Genomic DNA, 23,091 nt, shown 5'->3' with positions numbered 1-23,091 from the left:
GCCGCCTGGCGGACGCTGGCTACGCTTTTACGCCGCCGATCTCGGGCGCGGGCCGGACGGCGAATGGCGCGTGCTCGGCGATCGCGCGCAAGCGCCTTCAGGCGCCGGCTTCGCCCAGGAAAATCGGCTTGTGCTGTCGCGCGCGCTCCCGAGCCTCTATCGAGAGATGAACGTCGAACGCCTGGCGCCGTTCTTTCGCGATTTCCGCGCGAGCATTTCCCACGTCGCGCAGCGCATCGATCCGCGCATCTGTCTGCTGACCCCCGGCCCCTGGAGCGACACCTATTCCGAACAGGTGCATCTCGCCCGCTACCTCGGCTTCACGCTGGTGGAAGGCGAGGATCTCGTCGCGCGCCACGGCAAGCTGCATGTGCGCACGATCGCCGGCTTGAAGCGCGCCGATGTGATCTGGCGGCGCGTCGACGCCGACTGGTGCGACCCGCTGGAGCAGAACGCCGCGTCGCAGATCGGGGTCGCCGGCATGTTCGAAGCCATCCGCCGCGGCGCCGTCGTCGTCGCCAACATGCCGGGCGCTGGGGTTATCGAATCGCGCGCGCTGATGGGCTTCCTGCCGGAACTTTCGAAGCGTGTGCTCGGCGAGAGTCTCAAGCTTTCCAACCTCGCGACCAAGTGGTGCGGACGGGAAAGCGAACGCAAACAGGTGATCGAGGCGTTGGGCGATTACGCGATCAGCGGGGCGTTCAGCGACAGGCTGCCCGGATTCGGAGAACGCCGCGAGGCGCTCGGCCGGACGCTCACCGGGGAGGAGCGCGCGCGGCTGATCGCGGCGATCCATCAGCGCGGCGTCGACTATGTCGCGCAGGAGCCGATCAAACTCTCCACGACCCCGGCCTGGTCCGACTCCCGCCTGACGCCAAGACCCTTCGTGCTCCGGATCTTCGCCGCAGCGACGGCTGACGGGTGGAAGGTGATGCCCGGCGGCTTTTGTCGCATCTCCACCCGGCTCGACGCGCGCGCGGTGTCGATGGACGCCAGCGCGCAATCGAGCGACGTCTGGGTGCTGACGAGCCGTCCGATCGAATGGTCGACGCTGCTGCCGTCAGACGACAATCCGCCGATCGTGCGCGCGCTCGGCAGTCTGCCGAGCCGCGCCGCCGACAATCTCTTCTGGATCGGCCGTTATCTCGAGCGCGCCGAGGCGACGCTACGCGTCGTTCGCTCGCTGGAGGCGCGACTGGGCGAGCTCCAGCACATCGATCTTGAAGGGCGCCAGTCGATTGAACGGCTCGCGCGACTGCTGATCGCCTGGGGCGCCGCGCCTGAAGACACGCCGGACATGAACGCGATGCAGATCGCTTGGGCGGCGGCGGCCGGCGCGGAGAACTACGGTTCGGCGCTGTCGGTCGTGCGTTATGCAAGGCGGGCGGCCTCGATCGTGCGCGAGCGTCTGTCCCAGGATGTCTGGCAACTCATCGGACGCATCGAAACGCGTCTCACGCGCGCCGGCGCGCGCGCAATTACCGAGCCCGAAGCGCTTGAATTGACCGAGCGCTCGCTTCATACGCTGGCGGCCTTGTCCGGACTGATCGACGAAAACTTCAACCGCGTCGCCGGCTGGAGTTTCATTGATCTCGGCCGAAGGATCGAGCGCGCCATCGGCACCTGCCGCTTCGCCCGCCAGCTCGCCGGCGACGACGCGACCGTCGAGACGCTGGACGCGCTGCTGGATCTGCTCGATTCGCAGATCACCTATCGCTCGCGCTACATCGCCGGCGCGGCATTGGCGCCGGTCCTCGACATGGCGGTGCTTGATCCGTTCAACCCGCGATCCGTGCTTTTTCAGGCGATGCGCATCGACGAACATCTCGCGGCGCTGCCAGTGTTGCGCAATGATGGCGTCATGGAGCCGCCGCGGCGGCTCTCGGTCAAATTGCGCGCCGAACTCGAGTCGGCGGACGCGCGCCATTTGGACGCCGCTGTCATTCTTGCGTTCGAACAGCGCCTGATGCTGCTCGCCGACAAGATCGCCGAGCGCTATTTCACCCATGGCGCCGATGGCGGCGCCGCAAATTCCCAGCCGTCGCGAATCGCTTGATCTACGACATCGCCCATCGCACGACTTACAAATATGACGCGCCCGTCGCGTCGGCGCGCTGCGCCATGCGGCTGATCCCGCGCAACGATCGCGGCCAAAGCGTTATGTCCAGACAGATCGAGCTGTCGCCAGCGGCGGAAATCCTCAGCGAAAGGATCGATTTTCACGGCAACAGGGTGTGCGAGGCGCGCATCTTCAAACCGCACACGAAGCTGCAGATCGCGCTTGCGGCGCGCGTCGAAGTGGAGCGGGCGCCGACGCCTGCGCCGGCTCTGACGCCGGCCTGGGAAATCGTGAGGAACGCAGCCTATGCGTCGAGTTCGCTCGCGGCCGGCTCTCCAGCCCATTACATTTATGCGAGCCGTCTCGCGCCGATGTTCGACGCGGCGACGGATTATGCGCGCGCAAGCTTCACGCCGGGACGGCCCATTCTCGAAGGCGCCCTGGAGTTGACTCAGCGCATCCACGCCGATTTCGGCTATGACCCGGATGCGACCCATGTCGCGACGCCGATCGCGCAAGCCTTCGAACGCCGCCGCGGAGTCTGCCAGGATTTCGCGCATATCATGATCGCCGCGCTTCGCGGCCTCGGATTGGCGGCCTATTATGTCAGCGGCTATCTTCGCACCTACGCCGCTCCTGGCCACCCGCGACTGGAAGGCGCCGACGCGACCCACGCGTGGGTGTCCGTGTGGTGCGGACCCGAATTCGGATTTTACGACCTCGATCCGACGAACGCGATTGTCGTCGGAAACGACCATATCGCCATCGCCATCGGCCGCGACTATGCGGACGTCTCGCCGATCGACGGCGTGATCATCGGCGCCGGCGATCAGGATTTGGACGTCAGCGTCGATGTGAAGGAAGCGGCGATTTAGGAACGATTCTTTCGTCGTAACAGTAACGCTCGGAAGAGAGTTCCGCGGCCGAAGTAAGACCTTTCGCTCGCATCAAACGTCAGATGACGGCCAACTGTCTTGCCGCCATACGTTGCGCGCGAATCCAGTCGTAGAGCGTCTGCATGCCCGCGCCGGTCTTGGCGGAGACTTCGACGATCTCAACGTCCGGATTGACTCGCAGCGCGTTCTCCCGCGCCTGCTTCATCGAGAAATCCAGATGCGGCAGAAGATCGATCTTGTTGAAGATGACGAGCTTCGCCGCGCTGAACATGTGCGGATATTTGAGCGGCTTGTCTTCGCCTTCCGTCGTCGAAAAGATGACCGCCTTGGCGCGCTCGCCAAGATCGAACAGCGCCGGACAGACCAGATTGCCGATGTTCTCGATGAAGACGAGCGAGCCCACGCTCGGCTTGAGTTCGGAGAGACCGCGCGCGATCATCTCGGCGTCGAGATGGCAGCCGGTGCCGGTATTGACCTGAACCACCGGCGCGCCGGCCGCGCGAATGCGCTCGCCGTCATTCGACGTCGCCTGATCGCCCTCGATGACGAACAGCGGCAGTTCGCCTGCAAGATCGGCAATGGCGCGTTCGAGCAGCATCGTCTTGCCGGCGCCGGGCGAGCTGACGAGATTGAGCGCGACGATCTCGCGGCCCGCGAGCCAGGCCCGGCATTTGGCGGCGATCGCGTCGTTCTTCGCAAGAATCCGCGTTTCCAGTTCGAGACGGCGGCGGGAATCTTCGTGAGCGTGATCATGGTCGCCGTGATCATGCCCGTGGCTGTGATCATGTCCGTGCGTATGTCCATGCTCGCGCCCATGATGATGACGTCCGTGCTGATGCTCGTCATGCGCGTGATGACGCTCGCCATGAAAATGACCGTGGCCGTGGCCTTCGTCCCCGCCATGCGAATGGCCGTGGTCGTGACGATTCTCCGCCCGCGCCGCGATCTCCGCGCGCGCGCCGGTCTGCAGATTGGTCATCGTGGTCCCCTGCCCTTGGCAGCCGCAGCTCGTGCACATTATGCAGCCTCTTCGACTTCGATGCTCTTGATGTTCAGCTCTTCGCCGCGCAGGCGCTGGAACTGGCGGGAGCCGCACGGACACGCCGTGAGGATGTCGGGCGTGGCAAACTCCGCGCCGCAAACGTCGCAACGCGCCGCCGCGTCGACTACGCCGATATCCAGCGTCGCTTCTTCGAGCGGCGTGCCGCGCGCGACCTCTGGAAAACAGAAGGCGACGGCTTCCGGCTCGACGCCCGACAATTTGCCGATCTCGATCGTCATGCGACGCACGGCGCGGCCTTCGGCGGCTTCCGACGCCAGATCGACGATGCTGCAAACGATCGAGAGTTCGTGCACGTCGTCTCCTTTGCTCATTTGGCTTCTACGACGCTGATGAGGTCGAAGTGGCGGTTGACGCCGGCGTGGATGAGGTTGCCATCGAAGCGCGTCGCGCTCGATGCGCCATAGGCGAAAAGGCCGTTTGACGGAACGGCGAAAGCGGTGGCCTCAGCGGCGCCGAGATCGTAGCGCAGATAATCGATCTTGAGGCTCCAGGCGGGCGCAAACATCCATTCGGCGCCGCCGCCGGCCGTCCAGCCGATCATGCTGTCCTGAAAGACCGGATTGACGAGCGTCTGGCCGGTTCCGCCGATGCTGCGCGTAAACAGCGCGGCGTTGGACGTGACGCCGCCATAGGCCATGCCGCCCGTGCCGTAAACGGCGAGGGTCGGCGTGACCAGATAGCCGAGCCTGCCGCGAATCGTGCCGAGATAGTTGAGCGTCGCCGTGCGCTGCGCATACGTCGCGAAGCTGTTGCCCCCGCCTGAGGTCAGCGACGCCTGCCATTTGGCGTCGGTGTTCCCAGAAATGGCGTGGAGATCCGCCTCGGCGCCGGTCAGAATGCGGTCGGCGAATTTCCAATTGGCGCCGATCTGAAATCCGCCGATGAAGCCGGCGAGATGATTCGTCTGGTCGATGGGCGTGACGCTCGCGGCGACCGCCGGGCTCGCCGCAGCAGCGCCGAAGGGCCAGGGCTGCACGATCGACCTCGGAGTGGACCAGGCGGAGCCGCCATTGAGGCCGACGTAGACGTCCGACCAACTGGGGGGCGGCGCCGGCGGCGGCGGACCATTCGGCGCAAAAAGCGCGAGAAAATCCTCGCCCGGCGCCTTTGTGATCGGATTGCCGTCGCCAAAGGCGTTGCCTGAGACTTCGAGATAGAAAAAATCGGTGGGACGCGCTGTCAGCCCATTCGTCGTGGTCGTCTGGCCGGGAAAGGATTGCGGAAAGAAGGGCTGCAGCGCGACCTGCTGCGCAAAGCTCGAGGTAAACGAGCCGGGCCAGAAATGCGCGTAACTGGCGGTCAAATTGATGAAGGGGCTGAGCTTGTAGCGAATGCGCAGATCATATTCCGTGCCGAGAAACGTGCCCCTGTTGCCGAGCGGCGCATAGAGACTGACGCGGTCCCAGGCGCCGGCGGCGCTCGCCAGCCAATAGGCGTTGAACGCCGTGTCGATCCTGAGATCCGGCGTCGGCGTAAGTTCGAGACGCACTTTGGGCGCCTTCATATTGTTCCAGGCGAAATAATCATTGCGCGAGAACGGCTGATTGAATCCGTAGAAAATATCGAAGTTCTGGCTGGCGCTGTCGAAGGGACTCTTGTCGCCGGAGCCGTATGCGTAATTGGCGCTGATGCGCGGCTTCCAGGGATAATTTGAGAATGTGTAGCCGAATTCGAAGGCGTAAGCGATGGCGTCGACCTGGACAGTCCTCTGAATGGCGTTGCGCCGCGCGCCAAGATCACGGAATTCTCCGGTTTCGCCAAACTGCTTGTTGATGTCGAAATCGTAGTCGAAGTCGTTGATCACGCCGTAGACCCGCAGTCCGGGCGCATAGGTGTCTCGATGAACCTTCAGGGCGTTCGAGACGTTGAACGGATCAGCATATTGCTTGCGGCCCAGAAAATAGGGCTGGATCGTCGCATATTCCGACCAGCGCCGAATGCTGAACACGCTGCCGTAAATCCAGTTCTGCCAGTCCGGGCGATCGAACTGATAGGGGTAGCGAATGACCGGCCGCACCAGGAAACTGTCGATGTCCCAGTCGTTTTCCTTCTTGCCGATCTTGATTCGGAATCCGTCAAAAGTGTTGGTCGTATTGCGAAATTCGTTTTCAGCGATCAGTCTTCTGTCGAGCAGTTCGAAGTGGAAGCGCCCGGCGCGCAGCGTCAGCGGCCGATCATTGCCGAGACCGTCCTTGCCGAACGCGTCTTTGAAGAAAAGCTCGCCATAGGCCGAAATCAGGTCAGTTTGATTGATCTCCTGGCCTTGATATTCGTAGATGCTGTTGTAGGCGCGCGAATCCTGGAATTCGATCGCGAAACGGAATGGATCGAGGATGTTCTGCACGCCGAAATAGGCCCGCGTGCGTGACAGCCAAAGCGAATTCGGAAAATATTTGCGCTGCGAACTTTGCGGATTGGTCGACGTATTCGTCCAGGGTCGATAGTCGTCCTTTCGATATTCGAAGCGCACGCGCGAATCGAGGCCGATGTTCAGCCAGTCGATCCCTTCGAACGCTTTGTATGTCTTGCCCAGGTTGCGCACATAGGGCGGGATATCCGGCTGCGGTTCGAGTCGATACGCGCGCGTCGGCACGTAATAGCTCTTCCTTTCCGACGGCTGAGCCGCGGCGCCGGCCGCGCCCTTCGGATCGGCTTTCGCTTTGACCGCGCCCTTTAACCGGGCGTCCTTCGGCGGAAGCGCAGTCGGCGATAGCTTGTCTTGGGCAGCCGCTATGTCATGACCACTCATTACGGCGCCGACCAAGGCGCTCAGCGCGGCGACTCTCAACTTATTGTTATTATTACCTGAAGACATCGTCACGTCCCGCGTCGCGCGAGAGATCGGCATGCGGCTCCCGAAACGACGGTTCGAAATGTATAATCTTTACATATCGGTAGGCGACGAAGGCCCAACTGTTAAGCTTACAATTTGGTCATTATGACAGTTTGATTACAACTGTTGCAGAATAGTCGCAGGCTGTTGCGTACGCGGTCGCCGGCGCCGCGCGCAACGCCTCGTCGGAACCGCCTCGCAAACGGAAGCGCGTGCCTGCGCGCTTCGAAACGCTGTCTACCAGCGCAGAACGGCGCCGCCCCAGGTCATCCCGGCGCCGATCGCCATCATGGCGATGACGTCGCCCTTGTTTAATTTGCCGGCGCGGTTCGCTTCGTCGAGCGTGATCGGCATCGAGGCGCTGGAGGTGTTGCCGTAGCGGTCGATGTTGATCCAGCATTTCTCAAGAGGCACACCCAGATTCTGCAGCGCGGATTCGATGATCCGCTTGTTCGCCTGATGGGCGATCACATGGTCGACGTCGGCTGCGGTCAAGCCGGCGGCCTTCAGCGTCTCGTCGACCACTTCAGGCAACAGCCGCGTCGCGACCTTATACACCTCGCGGCCGCGCATTTTGATTTTCCCGGTCTTTTCCTCGAGCATTTCGAGCGACGGCGGATGCCGGCTCCCGCCGCCGTAGATGCCGAGAATGCCGGTCATCGAACCGTCCGTGCGTAGGTTCGCGGCAAGGACGCCGCGCCCCGCCTCTTCGCTGGCGCCAAGCAAGATGGCGCCGGCGGCGTCGCCGAACAGCACGCAGGTCTCGCGATTGGTCCAGTCGACGAAACGGCTCAAGGTTTCGGCGCCGATCACAAGCGCGCGTTTCACCTGGCCGCTTCTGATGAACTGGTCGGCGATGGAAAGCCCGTAGAGAGAGCCGGCGCAGGCCGCGCCGACGTCGAAGGCGAAGGCGTTGGTCGCGCCGAGCTGCGCCTGGACAAATGAGGCGCAGGACGGCGTCGGCGTATCTCCGGTCACCGTGCAAACGACGAGCATGTCGACGTCGTCGGGCCTTACGCCAGCGAACTGCAGCGCCTCGCGGGCGGCGGCCGCCGCCAGATCGGATGTCGCCTCATGATCCGCCGCCATCCGGCGCTCTTTGATGCCGGTGCGGCTGACGATCCACTCATTGTTCGTCCTGACGATTTTCTCAAGGTCGGCGTTGGAGAGGATGCGCTGGGGCGCATAAGAACCTGTTCCGAGAACTATGGAATTCGTCAAGGTCTGGCGCTTCCTTCTGAGGCGGTTTGGCTGAAGCTCGTCGCCGAACGGGCGCTATTCCTTAGAAGCGGCTCAGGCCAAGCGCAAATTTTTCTTCTTCCGGCGCGGTAAAGGCGCGACCATCGTCTGAGACTTATTGGCTTTTTTGGGCCGAGGCGGCGCAGCTCCAGATTCGCCGGATCAACACTTTCTTAGCGAGGCCGCGACTAGATCGCCGAGGGGCCAGTCCGGAGTCGCCTTCATGATCCACGCCATCGTTTTCGCCGCCGTCGCGCTCTTCGCCCTTCTCGGCGTGATGATTGCGTAAGGTTCAGCCCGCGATTGCAATGACGGCCGCCGCATGGCAATGGGCGCCATGCAGGATCACATGCAGGATCAACAGAGGCCGGCGCCCGCCGCTCCGCGCGTTTCCTTCGTCTCGCTCGGCTGTCCGAAGGCCCTCGTCGACAGCGAGCGGATCGTCACGCGGCTGCGCGCCGAAGGCTATGAATTGTCGCGCAGCCACGCCGGGGCCGACGTCGTCGTCGTCAACACCTGCGGCTTTCTGGATAGCGCCAAGGCCGAGTCGCTCGCAGCGATCGGCGCCGCGCTCAACGAGAATGGCAAGGTGATCGTCACCGGCTGCATGGGCGCCGAGCCCGAAGCGATCTCCGAACGCTTCCCGCAAGTGCTGGCGATCACCGGTCCGCAGCAATATGAGAGCGTCGTCGAGGCGGTGCATCGCGCCGCCGCGCCTGCGCATGACCGCTTCATCGACCTTCTTCCCGAACAGGGCGTGAAGCTCACGCCGCGCCATTACGCCTATCTGAAAATCTCGGAAGGCTGCGACAACAGCTGCTCCTTCTGCATCATACCGCATTTGCGCGGGCCGCTCGTCTCGCGGCCGGCGGCCGATGTGCTCCGTGAAGCGGAAAAGCTCGCCCGCGCAGGCGTCAAGGAGCTGCTCGTTATCTCGCAAGACACGAGCGCCTATGGCCGCGACATTCGATATGCCGAAAGCATGTTCGGCGCGCGCAGCGTGCGCGCGCGCTTCCTCGACCTCGCGCGGGAGCTCGGCGATCTCGGGCTCTGGGTTCGACTGCATTACGTCTATCCCTATCCGCATGTCGACGAGGTCCTGCCGCTGATGGCGGAAGGCAAAATCCTCCCCTATCTCGACATTCCCTTTCAGCACGCGGCGCCGAACGTGCTGAAGGCCATGAAGCGTCCCGCGAATGAAGAGAAGACCCTGGCGCGCATTCGCGCCTGGCGCGCGGCGTGTCCGGATCTGGCGTTGCGCTCGACGTTCATCGTCGGCTTCCCCGGCGAGACCGACGCGGATTTCGACTACCTTCTGGACTGGCTGGAGGAAGCCGAAATCGACCGCGCCGGCGCCTTCAAATATGAGCCAGTCGCCGGCGCGCCGGCCGAGGCGCTCGGCCTGCCCGCCGTGCCGGACGAGGTAAAGGAGACGCGCTGGCGGCGCTTCATGGAGAGGCAGCAGGCGGTCAGCGCCCGGCTGATGAAACGCAAAGTCGGCAAGCGCCTCCCGGTCATCATCGACGAACCCGGCGGCGGCCCCGCCGGCGGGCGCGCCAAGGGCCGCACCAAGGCCGACGCGCCGCAAATCGACGGCGCGGTCTTTATCGGATCGCGGCGCCCGCTGCGCGTTGGCGAAATTGTCATGGCGAAAATTGAACGCTCCGAGGCATATGACGTCTATGGCGCCGCCACCTAGATCAGCCCTATATTGGGGCCAAGAAATCCGGAGAGAAACCCCATGACCGAAGAACCGCAGGACAAGGCCACGCCGCCGCAGGAAAGCCCGCCGCCCGCGCCCGAAACGCCGGCGCAGCCGGAGGGGCCGAAAATCGAGATTCCGCGCAGCCTTTACGTCGCCACGGCGCTGATCGTCATCGGCTCATTCGCGATTACGCTCTTCGTGCGCAATCCCTATACGCAGTCGGTCACCGAGGGCGGCGGCTTTTACGAGCGCAGCGTGGACAATTCCGCGCTCATGTGGATCGCGATCTTCATCGGAATCCCCTTGAGCTTCTGGGCCTATAAGCGCTGGATCTTGCCGTTGTTCGAGCGCAAATAGAGAAGCCTTTTCCGCCGAAGCCGTCGCCGCTTCGGAGTAGAAAACGCGTCCCGTCAGAAAACCGGCGCGCGTTCGCGTCGCAATTCGGTCGACGAACGCTCCAGTCTCGGCCCGTGCAGATAGACGATCGCCGGCGGCGGCGTCGCGGGAAGCATCGCGGCGTCGCTCTCGGGAAGCCGCGCATCCCTGAAATAGACGGCCGCCCTGGCGTTCGCCGCTTTGAACGTCGCGCCAGGCCGATCAATGACGGCGATCGGCGTCGTCCGCGCAATGTCCCGCCACCGCCGCCAGCGGTGAAACTGCAGGAGATTGTCCGCGCCCATGATCCAGACGAAACGCACGCCCGGACAATGCGCGTGAAGATAGTCAAGCGTGTCGCATGTGTAGCGCGCGCCGATCTCGCTCTCGAATCCGGTAAAGGCGACGCGCGGATCGCGCATGATTTCTTTCGCCGCCTCGATCCGCGCGTCGATTGACGGCAGCGCGCGCGCCTCTTTCAGCGGATTGCCGGGCGAAACGATCCACCACAGCCTGTCGAGCTTCAGCCGCTTCAACGCGAGCCGCGAAACGAGCGCATGGCCTTCGTGCGGCGGATCGAAGGAGCCGCCGAAGAGGCCGATGCGCATGCCTGGCGCATGGGGCGGAAGGCGGATAGGAGCAGCTGACATCACGCCGATATGCGGCGCAGGGAGGGATTAGATCAAGCTCTTAGGCGGCGCGCGGTTCGATTGCGTTCAGCTCGGCGCCGATCTGCCGCCGCCGCGCCATCAAGTCATAGTCCGCCTGCAGCCCGAGAAAGAATCCTTCCGACATCCCGAAATAGCGCGCCAAACGCAAATCCGTATCGGCGGTGATCGCGCGCTTGCCCAGAACGATTTCATTGATGCGGCGCGGCGGCACGTGAATGGCGCGCGCGAGCGCGGTCTGGCTCAGTCCCATAGGATTCAAAAATTCCTCGCCAAGAATTTCGCCCGGCGTCGGATTGGGCAAAAGCTCAGTCATGGTAGTCGACGATCGCGACATCGGACGGCCCTCCCTCGATCCAGACAAAACAGATGCGCCATTGGTCATTGATCCTGATCGAATGCTGGCCGAATCGGTCGCCTTTCAGCGCTTCAAGACGATTTCCTGGCGGAACGCGCAAGTCATTCAATACTCGAGCCTGATTAAGTAGACGCAGTTTGCGCAGAGCCACGGCCTGAATGTCCGGCGGTAGCCTGCGGCTGCGGCGACCCTCCCAGATCAATTCGGTTTCGGGATCCGCGAAACTCCCGATCATAAAGGCGTATAACGCATAACGTTATACAACACAACCGCAGGGGTAAGACATCGCCCTCATCCCCGCACCTGGCCGTCGCCATGGACGCGATATTTGAACGACGTCAGCTGCTCGACGCCGACGGGTCCGCGCGCATGCATGCGGCCCGTCGCAATGCCGATCTCGGCGCCGAAGCCGAATTCGCCGCCGTCGGCGAATTGCGTCGAGGCGTTGTGCAGCACAATGGCGGAATCGACTTCATTCATGAAGCGCCGCGCGGCGTCTTCATCGCGCGTGACGATGCAATCGGTGTGGTGCGAACCATAGGTCTCGATGTGATCGATCGCGCCTTCCAGCCCATCGACGACCCGCGCCGCGATGATCGCGTCGAGATATTCGGCGCGCCAGTCGTCTTCGACGGCCGGCTTCGCCCGCGCGTCGGCGGCTTGCGTCGCCGCGTCGCCGCGCACTTCGCACCCCGAATCGATCAGCGCTGCGACGAGCGGCTGAAGATGCGTCGCCGCGCAGGCCTTGTCGACGAGCAGAGTCTCCGCCGCGCCGCAGATGCCGGTGCGCCGCATCTTGGCGTTGAGCAGCACCCGTTTCGCCATTTCGAGATCGGCGTCCTTATGCACAAAGACATGCACAATGCCTTCGAGATGCGCGAAGACCGGCACGCGCGCCTCATGCTGCACGCGGGCGACGAGATTTTTGCCGCCGCGCGGCACGATCACGTCGATATTGCCGTCGAGGCCGGCGAGCATGGCGCCCACAGCGGCGCGATCCGCCGTCGCAATGAGCGAGACCGCCGCCTCGGGAAGCCCCGCGGCCTTCAGCCCCGCGACGAGGCAGGCGTGAATCGCCGCCGACGAGCGCAGACTCTCCGAGCCGCCGCGCAGAATCGCGGCGTTGCCGGCCTTGAGGCACAGGCCGCCGGCGTCGGCGGTGACGTTCGGCCGGCTTTCGTAAATCACGCCGATGACGCCGAGCGGCGTCGAGACGCGCTCGATCTCCAGGCCGTTCGGCCGCTCGAAGCGCGCCAGCACGCGGCCGACCGGGTCCGGGAGATCGGCAATCTCGTCGAGACCGCGGGCGATCGCCTCGACGCGCGCAGGATCGAGCGTCAGCCGATCGAGAAAAGACGCCGCCGTTCCGCGCGCCTTGGCGTCCGCGACGTCGAGCGCGTTGGCGGCGAGTATGGCGCCGCTCTGGCGGCGAATTTCGCCGGCCGCTGCGCGCAGCGCCTTGTTCTTGGCGTCGGTCGAGGCGAGCGCCATTCGCCGCGCCGCCGCCCGCGCGGCGCGCCCGAGCGCGACGAGCGAGTCGCCGAGCGTTGCGTCGGCTTCGGCCGCCGGCGTCTCACTGCGTAATGCCTGCGTCATAGCTCTCGTCCTGTAAGCGACCGGTTTCGCTATCACGGCGCCGCGCGCGAGGAAAGCCGCGGCCTTGCGAGGCTTTGCGCGATATGAAAGAAGAGCCGCCATGTCCGCGCTTCAAGACAATCCGTTCGACGGGCCGATCGGCGCCGAATATGACGTGCTGCGGCTGATGTGTCCGAACGCCGCCCTGCTCGCGCGGAAGATCGGCGCGCGCATCGCCGACTGGCGACGCGGCGCAGGGCCGCTCGAGGGCTTCGAGATCGGCTGCGGCACCGGCATCAGCACGCTGGCGGCGCTGACGGCGCGCGACGATCTGACCCTTACCGCGGTCGACAGCGCCGGCGAAATGCTCGACCAGGCGCGCGTCAATCTCGCTGATTACGCCTCGGCGGGCCGCGTCAAATTCATCGACGCCGACGCGCTGGCGGCGCTGCGCGCGCTGCCCGACGCAAGCATGGACGTCGTCATTTCGAACTACGCCGTCCACAATTTCGCGAACGACTACCGAAAGGCCGCCGTTTCGGAGGTCTTTCGCGCCCTGAAGCCAGGGGGAATTTTCATCAACGGCGACCGCTACGCGATGGACGATCCGGCGGCGCATCTCGCCGACACGCAGGCCGTGGTGCGGGGATGGTTCAAGATTTTCACTGAGATGAACCGGCTCGATCTGCTCGAAGACTGGGTCATCCACCTGCTGAGCGACGAATCCCCGCTGCACATCATGTATTACGAGCCTTCGCTCGCGCAGTTGCGCGCCGCGGGATTTGCGCCGGTCACGGTCGAATTCCGCGACGGCGTCGACACGCTGGTGACGGCGATCAAGCCGGGCGGGTAAGGTTTCCTCATCCTGAGGAGCGCACGCAAGTCGCGGTTTACCCGACTTGCGGATTTCAATGTTGATCTCGGGCAAGCCCGAGATCGAAGGGCGCGTCTCGAAGGACGAGGAGACCTTCGTTTGCAACGCTCAGCTTCGCCCTCCGCGCTTCGAGACGGCGGCTGCGCCGCTTCCTCAGCATGAGGGCGAAGGTAGCCGCTCGGCGACGTACGTTCCCACTTTCGCCGCGCATGCGCTATAGCGCGCCATGGACCTCGCGCTTCTGGCTCTCTTCGCCTCGCTAGTCACCGCCATTTGCCAATCCGTCACCGATCTCGGCACCAAGGCCGCGACGCGAACGGCGGATGATCGCGCCATCCTGGCCGCGCAATGGTGCGCCGGCGCGGTCCTGCTGACCATCGCGTGCTTGATCCTCTATCCGGGCCTGCTCACGGCGCCGCGCGCGACGCTCGCGTCGCTGACACAGCCGGAATTCTGGACCCTGCTGGTCTGGTCGGGCGCGCTCAACGTCGTCGCCTATGCGCTGTATATCCGCGCCTTTCGCTACTCCGACGCGTCGCTCGTCGCGCCGCTCGTGCTGCTTACGCCGGTGTTGATGCTGTTCACCTCGCCCGTGATGACCGGCGAGCAGGCGCCGCCGATGGGCGTGTTCGGGGTGCTGTTCACCGTGCTCGGCGTCGGCCTGCTCGACGCCGACCAGGAAGGCGGACGTCGCTTCAACTTCCATGTCTTTGCGCGCGACAAAGGCGCGCGGATGATGATCGGCACGGCCGTGATCTGGAGCGTCACCGCGAATATCGACAAGCTCGGCGTCAGGGCGTCGACGCCGCTCGTCTGGATCACGGCGGTGACGATCGTCATCTCGCTCTGCGCCATGCTCTATTGGATCGCCGGGCGGCGCGCCGCGCCCAGTCCGTTCCAGCTGCGCTACGCGATCGGCGCCGGTTCGGCGATGGCGTTTGGCAACACGCTGCAGATGTGGGCGCTGACGATTCTGTTCACCCCTTACGTCATCGCCATCAAGCGCCTGTCGGCGCTCTTCACCGTGCTCGCGAGCGGCCATGTGCTGAAGGAAGAGTCGAGCGGCCGGCTGTTCGGCGCGGCGGTGATGCTCGTCGGCGCGGTGATGATCGCTCTGGCGCGGGGGTGATTAGCGAACTAAGCAGCTTCTTTGAGGAGCCTACGTGCAATTTCTCGATCTTGCTCAGTCCGAAAATATATTCTGGTTGCCTGTGAAGGAATAGATTTGATTATCTTGCTAACCCCGTGAAGACGATCATGCTCTTGACCCTGTTTTATCAAAATGTTCTCAAGATATTTCTTGTCAGCAACGTCGTACTGTTTGTACGATCTGCCAGCGACAACATCGATCACATGAAACACTTTATTCTCATCCAGCTTTGCTTTGAAGCGCTTCAAGAGTTGGCTCTGGGGTTCACCATCCGGCTTGGGAGGGACCTCCAAGCATTTGAATAGGTCTCGCTCTAAATATCTGCGAGCAAGAATCGATGCTTCTCCAATGTTTTTCTCCGCAATATGACGTATGAGCGATACAATGGACGAGTCATCGAGACTCAAATAAAAATCAAGGTTTCTTGATGTCTCATCGAGTAAAAACTTAGCGATGCTATGGTCTGAAAATTGCTCAGGAGCATCCCTCAGAGCTAAGACGATGATCCTAGTGACCATATGCTGCACGCCGCGGGTCGTCTTATGGAAATAAACGTCGCTATACATTTTCATGTATGCGATCACAAATTCCTCAACCACCCGCAGCCCTTTTGGATGAACCACAAAAGAATACTTCTCAATACAATTTTTAACGTCAATAACAACAGGCTCAATCATTGCTATCAAAGAGCCATTCAAGATCTATGAATGAGGAGCGCAAACCGCAGAAATAACGATCTCGGCATAGGAAATCGAGGCGATCACAGTCCATCTGACTGGAAATAATGGCGGAGTACGGAGTGTACAATTTCTCGCTAGCAAAAAAACACTTGACCTCGTCATAAAGACCAAATTTTTTCAAGACATCCGCAATTTCGGTGCGCTCTATTATCTCAAGCGTCCATTCTTCATGCTCTTTGCCAACACCGAATTCGCCGCAAAGCTCTTCAAACACATGGGAGTATGGGCCATGCCCTACATCGTGAAGCAAAGCGGCAGCTATCGTCGCTCTTCGCTTTGAGCCATGATCTTCCTCGATCTCGATCGCATGGCTTCGTTCAAATGCAGTTAGCATCCGCCGAGCCATCTGCATCGCCCCCAAGACGTGGGAAAATCGCGTGTGAGTTGCGCCAGGATATACAAACTCGGAGAATCCGAGCTGCTTAATGCGGCGAAGTCGTTGAACAGGGCGGCTCTCAATCAAGCTGCAAAGCAACTGATCATCCGCACCAGAAAATGAAATTAGGTTGTGGATCGGATCTCTAATTCGTTGCAGTGACATGCTTATCTCAAGGGGCAACAACACTCAGGATTTCGGCAGATGCCTGCAAAGTTTTGTCAGTTACCTTTGTCGGCTTCAGAGCTTTAGTTCGATCGATTGCATCAAATCTATTCAATCCTTCTCTCTCATAAAATAGGATCGTAGACGCAACCTCAAGATCTATTGTCGAGAATTCATCCAGGCGACTTAGCATGTTGGCGATATTGGGCGCGAGCACTGCCGATGCCTCGCTGTCCGGAGGCAAGAAATACTCTGTAGCAAGATAGCTTGCGTATCCTGTGACAATTTCCCGCTGTTCTATGTCGCCGAACAAAAGTGAGAAGCGCACTTGCTTTCTCGACTGCGGGGCTAAATGGCCCGAAATTTCTTATTGCAAATTGCGCGGGGCATTGAACGCCTGCCTTCTGCAAAAAGAAAACAAGCTTCTGCATACGCTTTTTGCCCTTTACAGAATGACTAGGAAGTGTACGCAAAATGGAAAGAATTAGTTCTTCGGTAGTCATAATTCCCCCCTCACTATTATGACCCAGCCCGAATCGTAGAAGCGCAGCACGCATCGGAACATAAATCGAACAGGTAAAGCAACCCTTTCACTCCTCCATCTTCAGCGCGGCGATAAAGGCTTCCTGCGGAATCTCGACGCGGCCGAACTGGCGCATCTTCTTCTTGCCTTCCTTCTGCTTCTCAAGCAGCTTGCGCTTGCGGGTGACGTCGCCGCCGTAGCATTTCGCGGTGACGTCCTTGCGGAAGGCGCGCACCGTTTCGCGCGCGATGATCTTGCCCCCGAGCGCCGCCTGAATCGGCACCTGGAACATATGCGGCGGAATGAGCTCCTTGAGTTTCTCGCACATCTGCCGGCCGCGTCCTTCGGCGCGGGTCCGATGCACGAGCATGGAGAGCGCGTCGACCGGCTCCGCATTGACGAGAATGCTCATCTTGACGAGATCGCCGGCGCAATAGTCGGTGATCTGATAATCGAATGACGCATAGCCCTTCGAGATCGACTTCAAGCGATCGTAGAAATCGAACACCACTTCGTTGAGCGGCAGGTCGTAGACCGCCATGGCGCGCTTGCCGACGTAATTGAGATCGACCTGAACGCCGCGCCGGTCCTGACAGAGCTTCAGCACCGAGCCGAGATATTCGTCGGGCGTCAGGATCGTCGCCCTGATCCAGGGCTCCTTGATCTCTTCGATCTTCACCACATCCGGCATGTCGGCCGGATTATGCAGCTCGATCTCGTCGCCGTTCGTCATCGTGATCTTGTAGATGACCGACGGCGCCGTCGCGATGAGATCGAGATCGAATTCGCGCTGCAGCCGCTCCTGGATGATTTCGAGATGCAGCAGGCCGAGAAAGCCGCAGCGGAAGCCGAAGCCGAGCGCCGCTGAGGTCTCCATTTCATAGGAGAAGCTGGCGTCGTTGAGGCGCAGCTTGCCGATCGCCGCGCGCAGATCCTCGAAATCGGCGGCGTCCACCGGGAACAGTCCGCAGAACACGACGGGCTGCGCCGGCTTGAAGCCCGGCAGCGGCGCGGCCGTCGGCTTTTTGTCGTCGGTGATCGTGTCGCCGACCCGCGTATCCGCGACCTGCTTGATCTGCGCGGTGATGAAGCCGACCTCGCCGGGTCCGAGCGCGGCGACGTCCTGCATCTTCGGGCGGAACACGCCGATCTTGTCGATTTCGTAATGGGCGCCCGTGCCCATCATTTTGATCCTCTGGCCCTTCTTGAGGGTTCCGTCGAAGACGCGGACCAGCACGACGACGCCGAGATAGGCGTCGTACCAGCTGTCGACGAGCAGCGCCTTCAACGGCGCCGTTTGGTCGCCGGACGGGGGCGGCAGGCGCGTGACGATCGCCTCGAGAACGTCGGGAATGCCGATGCCGGTCTTGGCGGAGATGAGCACCGCGTCCGATGCGTCGAGGCCGATCACCTCCTCGATCTGCTCCTTGATGCGGTCGGGCTCGGCCGCCGGCAGATCGATCTTGTTCAGCACCGGGACGATCTCATGGCCGGCGTCGATCGCCTGATAGACATTGGCGAGCGTCTGCGCTTCGACCCCCTGCGAGGCGTCGACGACGAGCAGCGAGCCTTCGCACGCCTTGAGCGAGCGGGACACTTCATAGGCGAAGTCGACGTGGCCGGGCGTGTCCATCAGATTGAGGACGTAATCCTTGCCGTCCTTGGCCTTGTAGTTGAGGCGCACGGTCTGCGCCTTGATGGTGATGCCGCGCTCGCGCTCGATGTCCATGGAATCGAGCACCTGCTCGACCATTTCGCGCGCGGCCAGGGTTCCGGTCTCCTGAATGAGCCTGTCGGCCAGGGTCGACTTGCCGTGGTCGATATGCGCGACAATCGAGAAATTGCGGATGTTTTCGATCTTGTGGGCGGTCATGTGCGCGGGGATAGCAGCGCCCGCCTAGGAAGGAAAGGGCGCGCCAAGCCTCGCCCAGCGCCAATTTGACGCCGGGCGCTCGGTGCGCCCGCCCGGCCCCGTCAAACGGGCTATTTCTTCTCCATGCGCGCGTCGAGCTCCGCCTTCCCGCGGTTGAACAGCTCGATCGCCTTGGGAACCGCCCAGCGAATGAAGGCGTCCGTCGCCCGGACGGCGACGCAGCCGATCTGGGTCGCGACCTCGATCGTCTTATCGAACCAGGGCAAAGCCGGGCTGTCGGCCGGAATTTTGCCCCGGACCCAGGCGACGCCCTCCCTGGTCTTCTCCGAAATCAGCTTCCAGAGCACCTCGGCGGGATCGGACGACGGCGCCGTCGCGATGGCCTGGCGCAGCCGCGCGACCTCGGCGGCGGCCTCGTCGGCGCGCTGGTTGGCGGCCTCTAGCAGCTTCGACGTCTCGAGCGACTTGGTCGCCGCTTCAGCCTTCTCGGCGGCGAGACGGTCGCGCTCAGCGGTCATCGCGGCAAGGCTGTCGCGAAGATCGTCGCGCTCCTTGGCGTAGGCGTTGGCCTTGGCGACGATCTCGGATTTCTCGAAAATCTGCCGGTCGCGCTCCATGCGCGTCGCCTTGAGCTGTTCCTGCAGATTGTTCAGTTCCGAGCGGGAAACCGTATCTTCCGGTTGCGACGAAGTTTCTTCGGACATGGCCGCCTCCTTTTGGAGAGGATGGCTCGCAGGGGGCGAACGGGTCGCGCGCGAGCAAAATGGAATGGCCTCGGTGGCGGTTCGGCCTCAAAATCGCGCGCCAAGCGCGAACATGTTTAGTGTCAAAAAACTGATTCGGCAAAAATGGGACAGCAGCGCGGCGCATTGCACGCCGCCGCCGCGTAAATTGCCGGGTCAGCGCGCGCGGCCGGCGGCCGACTGCAATCGCTGCGCCGCCAAGAGGCAGTCGCGCGGCGCCGCCAGACATTTGTCGCGCGCGGCGTTCGCAAGCGCATCGCCGCCGGCGCGCACGAGCGAAGCGGCTCCCGCCGCGACATCCCCCGCAAGGCCCGCCTTCTTCTGCGCAGCCGACCGCGCGGCGGCGCTCTTCTGCATGTTCGGCGCATCATCCGCGCGCCATTGCAGAGCGATCAGGACGAGGAGAATGCAGATCGCGCATTTTGCGAGAAAGACCAAATTCGTCTCCATGAGCGAAAGCTGGCTTCTCGTGGAGTGATGGCGCGTCCGGGTTGAGCCTTGGTAAACGCCGATCAGATTCTTGCTCGGCGTTTCGGCAATAAACTGAAAACCATGTCGATGCGTCATCTCCCGACCGTTGAAGCTTTCGCATCGGCTTAGCGGCTGCTTAAGGACGCCCTGCTATTCCTCGCGGCGTTGAGGAGCGTGCGCCTTGAGTAGCTTTGCCGACGACAGTCCGTATGAGTCTTGCGTGACGGCCGCCTTGCACGAACGCGTCGCCGGACGGCCAGTGGAAGAAGCGCGTCATCGCGCCTTCATCATGGCGCGGCTCGTCGTCGCCACCGGCGTTTTGCTTGCGGCGCCGCTGTTTCTGTTCGTCCATGGCGCGCCGACGACGACCGAGTCCGTCGTTTTCCTGCTCGCGCAGATGCCGCTGCTCTCCGTCGTCGTGCTGTCGCGCACGGGAGACCTGCGCATCGCGCGGAGCCTCTCGATCGGCGGCTGGCTTGCGATGGCGACGGCCATCCACGCGCTGACGCCCGGCTATGACGCGTTTTCAGTCGCGCTGCTTCTCGTCGCGCTCGTCGAATCCGCGCTGACTCCGGAGATCGGCGTGGTCGTCGTGATCGAAGTCGTCGCCATCGCCGTTCTGGCGCTGGCCGCCAGTCAGAATCTACATGCGTCGCACGCGCTGCTGACGGATCATGCGACGGCGACGAGCTTCTTCGCGGCAATGCTGCTTCTATACGTCGCCGCGCTCGTCTTCGGCGCCGTCAGGATCGAGAATGTCCGCGCGCGGGTCGAAGCCCGCAACGACTGGAATCTCATGCTCCTCACCGGAGAAGTCGGCGACATCCTGCTGCATCTCGATCGCGCCGGCTTCGTCAACGCCGTCCTCGGCGAAAGCCATCGCGCTTTCGATTTCGATCGGCGCGATCTGATCGGACGCGAATTTTTTCAGCGCATCCATGTCGCTGACCGTCCGTCCTTCCTGAAGCTCGTCTCCGACGCATTCGACGGCAAGGCGATGGCGACGGCGGCCGTTCGCATCCAGATTGGCGTCGCCAGCCGCGCCGCCGGCGAATTCGTGGGACCGGTATTCAATTATTTCGAGGCGCGCATGCGCCGCGTCAAATCGACCGGCGATCACGGCGCGACAGACGCCGTGCTCTGCGCGCTGCGAGACGTGAACGCGGCATTGGAAGCCGACATCGCCATCGCCGCCGCGCATGCGGCGACGGAGCGATCGGCGCCGGGCAATGTGCGTCTGCTCGCCGACGTCAGCCACGAGCTGCGCACGCCGCTCAACGCAATCATCGGCTTTTCCCAGATGCTGGCGAGCGACGAAATTGCGCCCAGCGAGCCGGCCAGGCGCCGCGAATATGCGTCGATCATCAGCGACTCCGGACGTCATCTGCTTGAAATCGTCAACTCCATCCTCGACGCGTCGAAGATCGATTCCGGCGCCATGCAAATCACGCCTGAATCCATGTCTCTGCAAACTCTCGCCGATCAATGCTGCGATATGTTGCAGCTCAAAGCCGACGAGTCGGGCGTGACCCTTCTGCGCGAATACGCCGACGCCCCTGGCGAGATCGTCGCCGACAAACGCGCCTGCAGACAGATCCTGATCAATCTGCTGTCCAACGCGCTGAAATTCACGCCGCGCGGCGGAGCGGTGACGTTGCGAATTGAACCGGACGGAGACCAGGCGGCGATCACCGTCGCCGACGACGGCGTCGGCATCGCCGCGGGCGATCTCGAACGCCTCGGCGATCCCTTCTTTCAGGCTCGCGCATCATCCGGTCATCGCGATGAGGGGACTGGACTCGGCCTTTCCATGGTGCGCGGCCTCGTCGGGTTGCACGGCGGTTCGATCGCCATCGAAAGCGGGTTGCGCGCAGGAACCGCGGTTTCCGTGCGGCTGCCGCTCGACTGTCGTCACGCCGGCGCTGGCGCCGGCCGTCCGGCGAAAATCCAAACGATCGCGCGTTACGGCGCGGCGCCACGCGTCGCTCCGGTCGTCAACGTAGAACCAGCAACGGTGAAGAAAATTGCGTGACGCCTCGCTCTACGCCTCCCGCTTTCAGGCATCGCCCACCGATCGCGCGCCGCCGCGCGCCGCGCGACGCGGTCGTCGTTCATTCCTCGGACGCATCTTCAGCGCGAGAGGGATCGGCGCGACGCTGATCCTCAGCATCGCCGCCGTGGCGGCGATCGGCGTGCCCATGAACGCGCTCTTGCTCCAGGACGGAAGACATCCGGCCCCGCTCTTCTCCGCCAAACATTCGAGCGCGGCGGTCAGCGCGCCGACGCCGCCGGCGCGCCCGACCGTGAAAGAAACTGCGCGGACCGAGCGAGACGCGAACGCGCCGGCGCGCCTGTCGCCAAAGGACGCCATCGCCGATCGGATCGAAAAGCTCGACGGCGCCAGGAGCGCCGACGCGGGCAAAAGCGCCGAGGCGGGCAAAAGCGCGCCGGCGAAAGCCGATACGCCGCGCGCAGCGGACAAGAAGCGGGATGCAATCGGCATGCTGATCCTCGGCGAAGCGCCCGCATCGAAGCCGGCGCCGGCGGCAAGCGTCGAAAAGCCCACGAAGGCCGCGACCGCCGACAAGAAGGCGTCCTTCGACAAGAATGTGCTCTATGCGCAGCGCACGCTCGTTCGGCTCGGCTATGTCGTGCGCTCTGACGGACTCCTCAACGCCGCGACGCGCCACGCCATAGAAAAATTCGAGCGCGATATCGGCCTGCCCGTCAAAGGCCAGGTCACGCCGAAGCTGCTGCGTCAACTGGCGGCGCGCTCCCGTACGCCGCTTCCCTGAATCGTAGCGTTCGACAATCATGCGCGTCAGGCGCTAGTTTGCGCCTCATGCGCCTGAGGTCGGACATCTTCGTCTCCGCACTGATCCGTCGCGCCGAAACGCAGGGCGCGGTCGCCATGCTGCGCCGACGCGGCGCCGCGGAAGCCGGCGCGATCTTCGTCAAGCTCGATCGGCTTGACGGACGCGCCGCGGTCTACGGCCCCGCCCCGCAAAGCGAAGAGCCGCCCGAAGGCGTCGATCGGCTGTTCGCGCGGGTCCATGCCGGCGATTGGCTCGATGCGGCGGAGGCCGAACAGAAGCTCAAGCGCGAGATCATGTTCGACCCCGACCTGTGGATCGTCGAGATCGAGGATCGCGAAGGGCGCGTGTTCGTCGACCTTGCCGCATAGCGCTAAGCGGATTGACCGAACTTGCGCGATGGCGGCGCCAGGGATTGCGTCGGCGCCGCGCGGCGCCATGTCGGCGCGCCGGACTCTTCCCGCGCAGCTCGTCGGGCGGCTTCGCGATCCGCCCGCGCCGCCCCGGTCATTGCCGCAACGATGCGCGTCGCCGCGCGCTGCGGCGTCGAACGCATCAAGCCGACAAGCGCGCGCACGATTTCGACGTCACG

23 protein-coding genes and 1 pseudogene are annotated in these 23,091 nt (G+C 62.9%); 9 read left to right on the top strand and 15 right to left on the bottom strand.

Annotated features, from left to right (window positions below; all coding sequences use genetic code 11):
* Together AB7F41_RS14495 and AB7F41_RS14490 are read left to right on the top strand one after the other, a co-directional pair.
* A partial coding sequence (locus AB7F41_RS14495) for a circularly permuted type 2 ATP-grasp protein (protein ID WP_428406630.1) occupies positions 1 to 2,056 on the top strand: 2,056 nt, incomplete at its 5' end.
* Entirely contained in the window at positions 2,053 to 2,934 is an 882-nt protein-coding gene (locus AB7F41_RS14490; protein ID WP_428380053.1) for a transglutaminase family protein, read from the top strand. The genes AB7F41_RS14495 and AB7F41_RS14490, both read left to right, overlap by 4 nt.
* Before the next feature lie 79 nt (positions 2,935 to 3,013).
* Here AB7F41_RS14490 and hypB read toward each other — a convergent pair whose 3' ends face one another.
* From hypB to AB7F41_RS14470, 4 genes are all read right to left on the bottom strand, one after another.
* A complete protein-coding gene (hypB, locus tag AB7F41_RS14485; RefSeq protein ID WP_428380054.1) occupies positions 3,014 to 3,973 on the bottom strand; it encodes a hydrogenase nickel incorporation protein HypB in 960 nt (319 codons plus the stop codon).
* Positions 3,973 to 4,329, bottom strand: a complete 357-nt coding sequence (locus AB7F41_RS14480; RefSeq protein WP_428380056.1) for a hydrogenase maturation nickel metallochaperone HypA — start codon at positions 4,327 to 4,329, stop codon at positions 3,973 to 3,975. The genes hypB and AB7F41_RS14480 overlap by 1 nt, the downstream gene beginning before the upstream one ends.
* Positions 4,326 to 6,611, bottom strand: a complete 2,286-nt coding sequence (locus AB7F41_RS14475) for an alginate export family protein (protein WP_428380058.1) — start codon at positions 6,609 to 6,611, stop codon at positions 4,326 to 4,328. The genes AB7F41_RS14480 and AB7F41_RS14475 overlap by 4 nt, the downstream gene beginning before the upstream one ends.
* A 477-nt stretch (positions 6,612 to 7,088) precedes the next feature.
* Positions 7,089 to 8,072 carry a beta-ketoacyl-ACP synthase III gene (locus AB7F41_RS14470; RefSeq protein ID WP_428380060.1) on the bottom strand — a complete coding sequence of 328 codons (984 nt, stop codon included), beginning with the start codon at positions 8,070 to 8,072 and terminating at the stop codon, positions 7,089 to 7,091.
* 367 nt (positions 8,073 to 8,439) lie between these two features.
* Between AB7F41_RS14470 and rimO the strand changes: the two genes are divergently transcribed.
* Both rimO and AB7F41_RS14460 read left to right on the top strand, forming a co-directional pair.
* A complete protein-coding gene (rimO, locus tag AB7F41_RS14465; RefSeq protein WP_428380062.1) occupies positions 8,440 to 9,789 on the top strand; it encodes a 30S ribosomal protein S12 methylthiotransferase RimO in 1,350 nt (449 codons plus the stop codon).
* Between the two features lie 42 nt (positions 9,790 to 9,831).
* Positions 9,832 to 10,152, top strand: a complete 321-nt coding sequence (locus AB7F41_RS14460) for a hypothetical protein (protein ID WP_428380063.1) — start codon at positions 9,832 to 9,834, stop codon at positions 10,150 to 10,152.
* A gap of 53 nt (positions 10,153 to 10,205) precedes the next feature.
* Here AB7F41_RS14460 and AB7F41_RS14455 read toward each other — a convergent pair whose 3' ends face one another.
* From AB7F41_RS14455 to AB7F41_RS14440, 4 genes are read right to left on the bottom strand one after another with little or no spacing between them, the layout of a single operon-like run.
* The gene (locus tag AB7F41_RS14455; RefSeq protein ID WP_428380065.1) at positions 10,206 to 10,820 is read right to left on the bottom strand and encodes a nicotinate-nucleotide adenylyltransferase; all 615 of its coding nucleotides are present in this window, start codon (positions 10,818 to 10,820) and stop codon (positions 10,206 to 10,208) included.
* A gap of 40 nt (positions 10,821 to 10,860) precedes the next feature.
* Positions 10,861 to 11,175, bottom strand: a complete 315-nt coding sequence (locus AB7F41_RS14450; protein ID WP_428380067.1) for a HigA family addiction module antitoxin — start codon at positions 11,173 to 11,175, stop codon at positions 10,861 to 10,863.
* On the bottom strand, positions 11,147 to 11,431 hold the full coding sequence (locus tag AB7F41_RS14445; RefSeq protein WP_428380069.1) for a type II toxin-antitoxin system RelE/ParE family toxin: 285 nt from the start codon (positions 11,429 to 11,431) through the stop codon (positions 11,147 to 11,149). The genes AB7F41_RS14450 and AB7F41_RS14445 overlap by 29 nt, the downstream gene beginning before the upstream one ends.
* A 56-nt stretch (positions 11,432 to 11,487) precedes the next feature.
* Positions 11,488 to 12,792 carry a glutamate-5-semialdehyde dehydrogenase gene (locus AB7F41_RS14440; protein WP_428380071.1) on the bottom strand — a complete coding sequence of 435 codons (1,305 nt, stop codon included), beginning with the start codon at positions 12,790 to 12,792 and terminating at the stop codon, positions 11,488 to 11,490.
* Between the two features lie 100 nt (positions 12,793 to 12,892).
* Here AB7F41_RS14440 and AB7F41_RS14435 point away from each other — a divergent pair, with 100 nt between their 5' ends.
* Together AB7F41_RS14435 and AB7F41_RS14430 are read left to right on the top strand one after the other, a co-directional pair.
* On the top strand, positions 12,893 to 13,624 hold the full coding sequence (locus tag AB7F41_RS14435; protein WP_428380073.1) for a class I SAM-dependent methyltransferase: 732 nt from the start codon (positions 12,893 to 12,895) through the stop codon (positions 13,622 to 13,624).
* Positions 13,625 to 13,871: 247 nt separating this feature from the next.
* Positions 13,872 to 14,774 carry an EamA family transporter gene (locus AB7F41_RS14430; RefSeq protein WP_428380075.1) on the top strand — a complete coding sequence of 301 codons (903 nt, stop codon included), beginning with the start codon at positions 13,872 to 13,874 and terminating at the stop codon, positions 14,772 to 14,774.
* Between the two features lie 8 nt (positions 14,775 to 14,782).
* Here the strand turns inward: AB7F41_RS14430 and AB7F41_RS14425 are convergent, their stop codons facing one another.
* The 6 genes from AB7F41_RS14425 to AB7F41_RS14400 all read right to left on the bottom strand — a co-directional run bounded on the left by AB7F41_RS14425 (position 14,783) and on the right by AB7F41_RS14400 (position 19,782).
* Positions 14,783 to 15,472 carry a hypothetical protein gene (locus AB7F41_RS14425; RefSeq protein WP_428380077.1) on the bottom strand — a complete coding sequence of 230 codons (690 nt, stop codon included), beginning with the start codon at positions 15,470 to 15,472 and terminating at the stop codon, positions 14,783 to 14,785.
* The gene (locus tag AB7F41_RS14420; protein WP_428380078.1) at positions 15,465 to 16,076 is read right to left on the bottom strand and encodes an HD domain-containing protein; all 612 of its coding nucleotides are present in this window, start codon (positions 16,074 to 16,076) and stop codon (positions 15,465 to 15,467) included. Before AB7F41_RS14420 ends, AB7F41_RS14425 begins: the two co-directional genes overlap by 8 nt.
* 7 nt (positions 16,077 to 16,083) lie before the next feature.
* On the bottom strand, positions 16,084 to 16,404 hold the full coding sequence (locus AB7F41_RS14415; protein ID WP_428380080.1) for a hypothetical protein: 321 nt from the start codon (positions 16,402 to 16,404) through the stop codon (positions 16,084 to 16,086).
* 262 nt (positions 16,405 to 16,666) lie between these two features.
* A complete protein-coding gene (gene lepA / locus AB7F41_RS14410; protein ID WP_428380082.1) occupies positions 16,667 to 18,472 on the bottom strand; it encodes a translation elongation factor 4 in 1,806 nt (601 codons plus the stop codon).
* A 110-nt stretch (positions 18,473 to 18,582) separates the two neighbouring features.
* Positions 18,583 to 19,176, bottom strand: coding sequence for a hypothetical protein (locus tag AB7F41_RS14405; protein ID WP_428380084.1), 594 nt, complete (start codon positions 19,174 to 19,176; stop codon positions 18,583 to 18,585).
* Between the two features lie 195 nt (positions 19,177 to 19,371).
* Positions 19,372 to 19,782 carry a hypothetical protein gene (locus AB7F41_RS14400; protein WP_428380086.1) on the bottom strand — a complete coding sequence of 137 codons (411 nt, stop codon included), beginning with the start codon at positions 19,780 to 19,782 and terminating at the stop codon, positions 19,372 to 19,374.
* Between the two features lie 85 nt (positions 19,783 to 19,867).
* On the opposite strand from AB7F41_RS14400, the gene AB7F41_RS14395 reads away from it, so the two are divergent.
* Genes AB7F41_RS14395 through AB7F41_RS14385 form a run of 3 tightly spaced genes read left to right on the top strand, consistent with a single transcriptional unit; the run spans position 19,868 to position 22,870 of the window.
* Positions 19,868 to 21,718, top strand: coding sequence for a sensor histidine kinase (locus AB7F41_RS14395; protein ID WP_428380088.1), 1,851 nt, complete (start codon positions 19,868 to 19,870; stop codon positions 21,716 to 21,718).
* Positions 21,711 to 22,481 carry a peptidoglycan-binding protein gene (locus AB7F41_RS14390; RefSeq protein WP_428380090.1) on the top strand — a complete coding sequence of 257 codons (771 nt, stop codon included), beginning with the start codon at positions 21,711 to 21,713 and terminating at the stop codon, positions 22,479 to 22,481. The genes AB7F41_RS14395 and AB7F41_RS14390 overlap by 8 nt, the downstream gene beginning before the upstream one ends.
* Before the next feature lie 47 nt (positions 22,482 to 22,528).
* Positions 22,529 to 22,870, top strand: a complete 342-nt coding sequence (locus AB7F41_RS14385; RefSeq protein WP_428380092.1) for a DUF1491 family protein — start codon at positions 22,529 to 22,531, stop codon at positions 22,868 to 22,870.
* A 2-nt stretch (positions 22,871 to 22,872) separates the two neighbouring features.
* Here the strand turns inward: AB7F41_RS14385 and AB7F41_RS14380 are convergent.
* A pseudogene (locus AB7F41_RS14380) lies at positions 22,873 to 23,091 on the bottom strand (DUF2336 domain-containing protein); the annotation flags it as partial.

It is taken from the genome of Methylocystis sp. (assembly GCF_050251305.1).
GTDB lineage: Bacteria > Pseudomonadota > Alphaproteobacteria > Rhizobiales > Beijerinckiaceae > Methylocystis.
The sequence above is the reverse complement of the archived record's forward strand: the minus strand, read 5'-3'. Positions and strand labels throughout refer to the sequence as shown.

Excerpts from the sequence above, each read along its gene's own strand:
- hypB (WP_428380054.1), bottom strand. The coding sequence starts at position 3,973 with ATGTGCACGAGCTGCGGCTGCCAAGGGCAGGGGACCACGATGACCAAT.
- AB7F41_RS14480 (WP_428380056.1), bottom strand. The coding sequence starts at position 4,329 with ATGAGCAAAGGAGACGACGTGCACGAACTCTCGATCGTTTGCAGCATC.
- rimO (WP_428380062.1), top strand. The coding sequence starts at position 8,440 with ATGCAGGATCAACAGAGGCCGGCGCCCGCCGCTCCGCGCGTTTCCTTC.
- AB7F41_RS14460 (WP_428380063.1), top strand. The coding sequence starts at position 9,832 with ATGACCGAAGAACCGCAGGACAAGGCCACGCCGCCGCAGGAAAGCCCG.
- AB7F41_RS14455 (WP_428380065.1), bottom strand. The coding sequence starts at position 10,820 with ATGTCAGCTGCTCCTATCCGCCTTCCGCCCCATGCGCCAGGCATGCGC.
- AB7F41_RS14450 (WP_428380067.1), bottom strand. The coding sequence starts at position 11,175 with ATGTCGCGATCGTCGACTACCATGACTGAGCTTTTGCCCAATCCGACG.
- AB7F41_RS14445 (WP_428380069.1), bottom strand. The coding sequence starts at position 11,431 with ATGATCGGGAGTTTCGCGGATCCCGAAACCGAATTGATCTGGGAGGGT.
- AB7F41_RS14440 (WP_428380071.1), bottom strand. The coding sequence starts at position 12,792 with ATGACGCAGGCATTACGCAGTGAGACGCCGGCGGCCGAAGCCGACGCA.
- AB7F41_RS14435 (WP_428380073.1), top strand. The coding sequence starts at position 12,893 with ATGTCCGCGCTTCAAGACAATCCGTTCGACGGGCCGATCGGCGCCGAA.
- AB7F41_RS14430 (WP_428380075.1), top strand. The coding sequence starts at position 13,872 with ATGGACCTCGCGCTTCTGGCTCTCTTCGCCTCGCTAGTCACCGCCATT.
- AB7F41_RS14425 (WP_428380077.1), bottom strand. The coding sequence starts at position 15,472 with ATGATTGAGCCTGTTGTTATTGACGTTAAAAATTGTATTGAGAAGTAT.
- AB7F41_RS14420 (WP_428380078.1), bottom strand. The coding sequence starts at position 16,076 with ATGTCACTGCAACGAATTAGAGATCCGATCCACAACCTAATTTCATTT.
- lepA (WP_428380082.1), bottom strand. The coding sequence starts at position 18,472 with ATGACCGCCCACAAGATCGAAAACATCCGCAATTTCTCGATTGTCGCG.
- AB7F41_RS14405 (WP_428380084.1), bottom strand. The coding sequence starts at position 19,176 with ATGTCCGAAGAAACTTCGTCGCAACCGGAAGATACGGTTTCCCGCTCG.
- AB7F41_RS14400 (WP_428380086.1), bottom strand. The coding sequence starts at position 19,782 with ATGACGCATCGACATGGTTTTCAGTTTATTGCCGAAACGCCGAGCAAG.
- AB7F41_RS14385 (WP_428380092.1), top strand. The coding sequence starts at position 22,529 with ATGCGCCTGAGGTCGGACATCTTCGTCTCCGCACTGATCCGTCGCGCC.